Below are 6,270 nucleotides of genomic sequence, written 5' to 3' on the forward strand. Positions count from 1 at the left end.
GGATGATCCTCCGCCTCGCGATGCTCCCCCACAGCCTCCGGCGTGGGAGGGGCCCGCCTCGGCCCGGTGGGCCCGGCGAGGCGCCCGGCCTGCCCGGCCTCGCCCGGACCCCGCTCCCGCGTCCGGCCCGATCCGCCGGACAGCCTTTAGGCTCATACGGAGATCCCCGGGCGGTCCGGGGCGCCGTCGAGTCAGCGGGAGGGCGCGTGCCGGTGGAGGTCACGTGGTGGGGTCATGCCACCTGCACGGTCGAGGACTCCGGGGTGCGGGTGCTGACCGATCCGCTGTTCGTTCGCCGGCTCGCCCATCTGCGCAGACGGCGCGGTGCGCTGCCGCCGCCCGAGGCCGCGGTCGCGGACGCCGTCCTCGTCTCCCATCTGCACTCCGACCATCTGCATCTGCCGTCGCTCGCCCGGCTGGCGCCCGGTACCCGGCTGGTGGTGCCGCGCGGTGCGACCAGGTCGGTGCCGGCGCTGGCGCGGATGGGGCTGCGGGTCACCGAGGTGGGTCCGGGCGAGGAGATACCGCTGGGGCGGGTCGCGGTGCGCGCGGTGCCCGCGCTGCACGACGGGCGGCGGCTGCCGCTCGGCCCGCACCGCTCGCCCGCGCTCGGCTATGTGATCAGCGGTGAGGCGCGTACCTACTTCGCCGGGGACACCGGTCTCTTCGACTCGATGGCCGAGGCGGTGGGGCCGGTCGATGTGGCCCTGCTGCCGGTCGGCGGCTGGGGTCCCTATCTCGGCCACGGGCATCTGGACGCCGGCCGGGCGGCGCAGGCGCTGGCCGCGCTCGCGCCGCACTCGGCGGTCCCGGTGCACTACGGCACATACTGGCCGATCGGGATGGACGGGGTGCGCCCGCACGAGTTCTACGCACCGGGCGAGGAGTTCGTCCGCAAGGCGGCCCGGCTCGCGCCCCAGGTGGCGGTGCACCGGCTGGGCCATGGCGAACGGTTCAGGCCGGAGGCCGCCCGGTGAGTTCCACGCTCTCGGAGTGGTACGGGCAGGTGTCGGACTTCGTACAGAAGCTGCCCCCGGAGTCCACCCAGCAGGCCGTGGGCTATCCATCGCTGTTTCTGCTGGTGGCGCTGGGTGCGCTGGTGCCGGTGGTGCCGACGGGCGCGGTGGTCAGCTCGGCGGCGGTGGTGGCCTTCCATCAGGCGTCGCCGTCGGCGCTGCTGTTCATCTTCCTGGTCGCGTCGGCGGCGGCCTTCCTGGGGGATGTGACGCTGTACTGGCTCGGGCAGCGCGGGGTCCGCTCGCGCAATGGCTCCCGCTGGCTGGAGGAGCTGCGCGGCCATGCCGCGCCGGACCGGCTGGAACAGGCCCAGCGCAAGCTCGCGGACCACGGGGTGGCGGTGCTGGTGCTGTCCCGGCTGATCCCGGCCGGGCGGATACCGGTGATGCTGGCGTGCCTGCTGGCGAAGATGCCGCTGCGGAGGTTCGTCCGCGGCGACGCTCCGGCGTGTCTGGCCTGGGCGGCGACGTATCAGCTGATCGGGATTCTGGGCGGATCGCTCTTCGACGAGGCGTGGCAGGGGGTCTTGGTGGCGGTCGCGCTGACCGTGGTGATCAGCGGGGTGCCGGCCCTGTGGCGGCGGGTACGGGAGCGCAGGGCGGGCCCGGGGGCGCCGGGCCGGCCCGCCTGAGCCCGCGTGAGACCGGGTAGGCCCGCGTGAGACCGGGTGAGACCGGGTGAGACCGCCTGAGACCGGGTAAGCCCGCGTGAACCCGGGCGGCCAGGAGCCGGTTCGGCCTCCCGGGCCCACGCCTGGACGGCGGCGCTCAGTTGAAGACGAGCACGTCCGTACGCATCGGGATCGGGCTGTTCCAGCCGATATTGATCTTGAACGTCACGATCCCGTTCCCCGGGGCGATCGTGAGGATCGTGAACGGCGCAGCGCCGACGAACCGGACGTTGTTGCCGTCGATCTCGGCGGCCTCGATCACCACGGTCGAGTTCGGATTGATGACACTCCAGGGGAGCTGGAGGTTGTGCGTCCCGTTCCCCGGGCCCCAGAACCACCAGCTCCGCCACGCCGCGGCGAGGTTGCCGCCGATCTGCGCGACGGCTCCCTCGCTCTGGTCGGGCGCCTCCCGACCACCGACGATCTGCGGGACGGCGGACGCATTGGACCCGTTGGACCCATTGGATGCGGCCACGCTGACCCTCCTTTCGTCCTCGGAGGCCCTTGCCGGACCTCCGTCGAATGCCCTGAGTGTCCACCCGTAAGCGAATCGTCATAATCCCACGTACGGGTGAACCCTCCGCGCGGACCGCCACGGCCTCCGCGCCCACCGCGACGGCCTGTTTCCGCCTTGACTCCGGGCTGGTGGCAGGGGGTGGGGCTTCGTTTCCACGGCTTACGGCTCGCGGCTGCGGCTCCGTTCAGCGCAGTTCGCCGAAGGCGGTTCCCAGCATGCTCAACGTCCCCGAGACATGCGGCAGCTCCAGGGGCTCCGGTGAGGTGAGGGACTCCCGGCGCTCCTCGGGAGTAGCGCCCAGGAGCGGTCCGGTCGCCAGCCGCACCCGCAGCGCGCCCAGTTCGTCGCCGAACCGGTGCCCGCCCGGTACGGGTGCCCCGAGCCTCGCGGTCAGATACTCCTCCAGTTCCATGGAGTCGCCGACACCCCGTTCGGCGAGGCCGGGACGCAGCGGCCCGAGGTCGGCGTACACATGGCGGCCCGCCCGCGGCGGCCCGGCGAGGGCGCCGGAGGCCAGGACGGCGCGGTGTACGGCGGCGGCGATCCGGGCGTGCAGCGCGACGGCCTGTCCGGTGCGGGCGGTGACCGGCCCCGGCTCGTCCAGTGCGTAGGCCGCGGCAGCGGCGACCGGTTCGGCGACGACCGCGCCGAGGGCGGTGAGGATGTCGAGCGTACGGGCGCGGTGGGCGGCTCCGTCGCCGTCCGGCGGGAAGCGGGCGACGGCGACCGGCCAGGCGGAGGGCAGCAGCGCACCGGCGAGATCGCTGAGGACGGTGACCTGGCCGGGGCACATCTCGGCCGGGCTGACCAGCACGGTGTCGTGCGGCCGGTGCAGGGTGTCCCGCCAGGTCTCGTCGCTGACGATGTGCAGCCCCTCGCCGACGGCCGCCTCGCAGACCTCGCGCACGGTCTCCGGCGGGGCGACCGCGGCGGTCGGGTCGTCGGCGACGGAGAGCAGCAGCAGCCGGGGGTCGCCGCCCTCCGCGCGGACCCGGCGGACGGTCTCCAGCAGGGCGAACGGGTCGGGCACACCACCGGAATCGGCGGGCGTCGGAACGTGGTACGCCGGGCGGCCGAGCAGCCGGGTCCCGGGAGTCCACCAGGCCGGCCGGGGCCGGGGCATCAGCACATCCCCGCCGTACGCGGCGATCAGCGCGAGCAGCAGCGGCTGTGGGCCGGGAGCGGCGACGACCTCGTCCGCCCGGCTGCGCAGCCCGCGCCGCCACCAGTAGCCGCAGGCCGCCTCACGGAGTTCCGGGCCGCCCCCGGGCGGCTCGCCGAGCGCCAGGGCCGCGGCCCCCGCGACGACGTCGGCCAGCTCTTCGAGCACGGGCAGCCCCGGTTCGGGCGCGGGTGGCCCGTAGCGGACGGGTCCGCGCCCTTCGGGGGCCGTGTGCCGCATACCGCCACCTCGCCGTCCGGGCCGCACCGGGCCCACCAGCCCTTTATACAAACGTCCGGGCTCCGCCGCCCGCGCAGCGGAACGGGGAAGGCCCGTCAGATCACCGTCACCCGGTGGCGTACCACCGCGTCGAAGAGATAGCCCTGGGTGTTGTGGACGGTCCGCTCCGGCTGGGTGTTCCCGGCGAGATCGGTCGTACGGGCGAGCAGTTCGGCCGGCCCGGTGCGCGACGGCCGGAAGGGGAGGGCCCAGCGGACCCAGCCGTCGCGGCGGGGGGTGTCGCGCAGAACGGCCCGCTGCCAGTGGGCTCCGCCGTCGGTGCTGACCTCGACCCGGGACACCGGGGCGAGCGCCGACCAGGCGCGGCCGGTCAGCGTCATGGGCGTGCCCGCGGCCAGAGTGGCGCCGAACGGCAGCTCGAAGGCGCTCCTGATGGTCCCCCGGGTCAGCGGCGCACTGCCGCCCGGCGGGTACGCGGCCCCGAAGAGGCGGTAGAACCGGGTGTTCCACGGCGAGACGAGCGGCCGGTCGCTGACCTCGATGTCGCCCACCCATTTGACGGACGCGATCCCGACCCAGGACGGGACGACGACCCGGACCGGGAAGCCGTGGTCGTACGGGAGCGGTTCGCCGTTCATCTCGTACGCGAGGATCACATCGTCGGCGGCCTTGGCGACGGGCAGCGGTCGGCGCACCCGGCCGAGGTTCTCGCCCTCGCTGATGAAGTCGTCGTCCAGGCCGCGTGGCATCACCTCGACGGCGGACGACGAGATCCCGGCCCGGTGCAGCACATCGCGCAGCCGCACTCCGCGCCAGCGGGCCGCGCCGATCGCGCCGAGCGTCCAGGGTGTGCCGGTGGCCGGCTCGCCCTGCTGAGTGGCGAAGAAGCTGCGCCCGTTGCCCGCGCACTCCATGACGGCGGTGCGGGTGACGGAGGGCAGCGACCGGAGCCGGTCATAGCTGAACTCGACCGGCCGCCTGCCGTGCAGCCCACTGCCCCACACCGTCAGGGTCCAGTCCTTCTCGCTGAGTCTGGGGGTGGAGGTGTGGTTGCGGACGAAGAACCGCTCGGCGGGGGTGAGCGCTCCGGTGTCCCGGAAGGCGGCGAAGTTGCTCTCCGCGTTGGTGCCGCGCACGGTGAACAGCTCGGGCGGCAGCGGCTTGACGATGCCGGGCGCGGCCCTCAGGGGGGCCGCCGACGCGGGCGCGGCGGTCAGGTAGGGGGCGGCCGGCACCGCCGCGAACAGTTTCAGCAGTCGACGGCGATCGGGAGCGAGGGACACCACGGCCTCCAGGGTTCAGCCGCGACAGGACCGCGCGCGGCGCGAAAGAGCGGCCCGGGACACGCTGTTGCCTATGCGGACGACGACCATGGACGCGATCGTAGCCGTGGCCCCCCGGGCGCCAACAGGGTGCGTGGGTCCGGCCACGGTCCCGGGGCGGCCGGGGTCTTGGCGCCACGGCGCCACGGCTCCGGGGCGCGGGGCGCGGGGCGTGGGCCCGGCGCCACGGCTCCGGGGCGTGGGGCGCGGGGCGTGGGCCCGGCGCCACGGCTCCGGGGCGTGGGGCGCGGGCCGGTCGGCGAATGGGGGTCCCCGGGCGTGGGCGGCGCCCTCAGGGGGTACCCGCGAGCCATGCCTTCCCCGTATTCCGTACCTTCAGCGCATTCCGTACCTTCAGCGCATTCCGTGCGTCTCACGCATTCCCTGCACATACGGCCCGGTCCACGGCTCCGGGCCGAAGTCCGGGAGCTGCTCAGCCGGTGGGACCGGCAGGTCTTCCACACCATCGCCACCCGGCGCTGGCCCGGCGCCGAGCCGGTGCTGCCCCGGCTGAGCCGAAGCGCCGATCACGGGCTGCTCTGGTTCGGCACGGCGGCCGGGATCGCGCTGGTGGGGCGCGGGGTGCGGGCGCGGCGGGCGGCGGTGCGCGGGGTGGCGTCGCTCGGTCTCGCGTCCGCCGTGATCAATACGGTCGGCAAGCGGTCGGTGCGCCGGGCACGTCCGCTGCTCGAAGCGGTTCCGGTGATACGGCAGCTCAAGCGCCAGCCGTTCACCACGTCGTTCCCGTCCGGGCACTCCGCGTCGGCTGCGGCGTTCGCGACCGGGGTGGCCCTGGAGTCCGGGGGTCTCATGGGTTGGGGCGCGCTGGTCGCCCCGGTGGCCGCGTCGGTCGCGTTCTCCCGGGTGTACACGGGCGTGCACTATCCGAGCGATGTGCTGGTGGGGGCGGCGCTGGGGGTGGGCGCCGCGTTCGCCGTACGGGGGCTAGTGCCGACGAGGTCCCAGCTTCCGCCGCCGGGCCGCCCGCAGACGGACGCGCCCGCGCTGCCCGGGGGCGAGGGTCTGGTGATCGTGGTCAACCGGCGCGCGGGGTCGGCGGACGAGGCGGCTTCGGTGCGCGAGGCGCTGCCGTCGGCGGAGATCGTGGAGTGCGGGCCGGGCGAACTCGTCCCGGCGCTGGAGAAGGCCGTCCTGCGCGGCCGGGCACTCGGGGTCATCGGCGGCGACGGGACGATCAACCGGGCGGCGGTACTGGCCGCGGAGCGGGGGGTGCCGCTCGCGGTGTTCCCCGGCGGTACGTTCAACCATTTCGCGTACGACCTCGGCATCGAGACCTTCGATGACACCTGCCGGGCGCTGGCGGGCGGGGACGCCGTCAAGG

6 protein-coding genes are annotated in these 6,270 nt (G+C 74.6%); 3 read left to right on the forward strand and 3 right to left on the reverse strand.

Translation table 11 applies throughout. The features are described from left to right. Window positions 1–206: 206 nt before the first annotated feature. The gene (locus ACWF94_RS29835) at window positions 207–977 is read left to right on the forward strand and encodes an MBL fold metallo-hydrolase (protein WP_453495280.1); all 771 of its coding nucleotides are present in this window, start codon (window positions 207–209) and stop codon (window positions 975–977) included. Continuing rightward, a complete protein-coding gene (locus ACWF94_RS29840; protein ID WP_453495283.1) occupies window positions 974–1,648 on the forward strand; it encodes a DedA family protein in 675 nt (224 codons plus the stop codon). Before ACWF94_RS29835 ends, ACWF94_RS29840 begins: the two co-directional genes overlap by 4 nt. Before the next feature lie 136 nt (window positions 1,649–1,784). Here the strand turns inward: ACWF94_RS29840 and ACWF94_RS29845 are convergent, their stop codons facing one another. The 3 genes from ACWF94_RS29845 to ACWF94_RS29855 form a co-directional block, all read right to left on the reverse strand. Beyond that, window positions 1,785–2,162: a hypothetical protein gene (locus ACWF94_RS29845; protein ID WP_453495286.1), complete on the reverse strand. Its 378-nt coding sequence runs from the start codon at window positions 2,160–2,162 to the stop codon at window positions 1,785–1,787. A 226-nt stretch (window positions 2,163–2,388) separates the two neighbouring features. Then, the gene (locus ACWF94_RS29850) at window positions 2,389–3,606 is read right to left on the reverse strand and encodes an aminotransferase class I/II-fold pyridoxal phosphate-dependent enzyme (protein ID WP_453495289.1); all 1,218 of its coding nucleotides are present in this window, start codon (window positions 3,604–3,606) and stop codon (window positions 2,389–2,391) included. A gap of 95 nt (window positions 3,607–3,701) precedes the next feature. Beyond that, window positions 3,702–4,889, reverse strand: a complete 1,188-nt coding sequence (locus ACWF94_RS29855; protein WP_453495295.1) for a sulfite oxidase — start codon at window positions 4,887–4,889, stop codon at window positions 3,702–3,704. Between the two features lie 351 nt (window positions 4,890–5,240). Here ACWF94_RS29855 and ACWF94_RS29860 point away from each other — a divergent pair. After that, a partial coding sequence (locus ACWF94_RS29860) for a phosphatase PAP2 family protein (RefSeq protein ID WP_453495292.1) occupies window positions 5,241–6,270 on the forward strand: 1,030 nt, incomplete at its 3' end.

It is taken from the genome of Streptomyces sp. NPDC055078, from assembly GCF_053607985.1.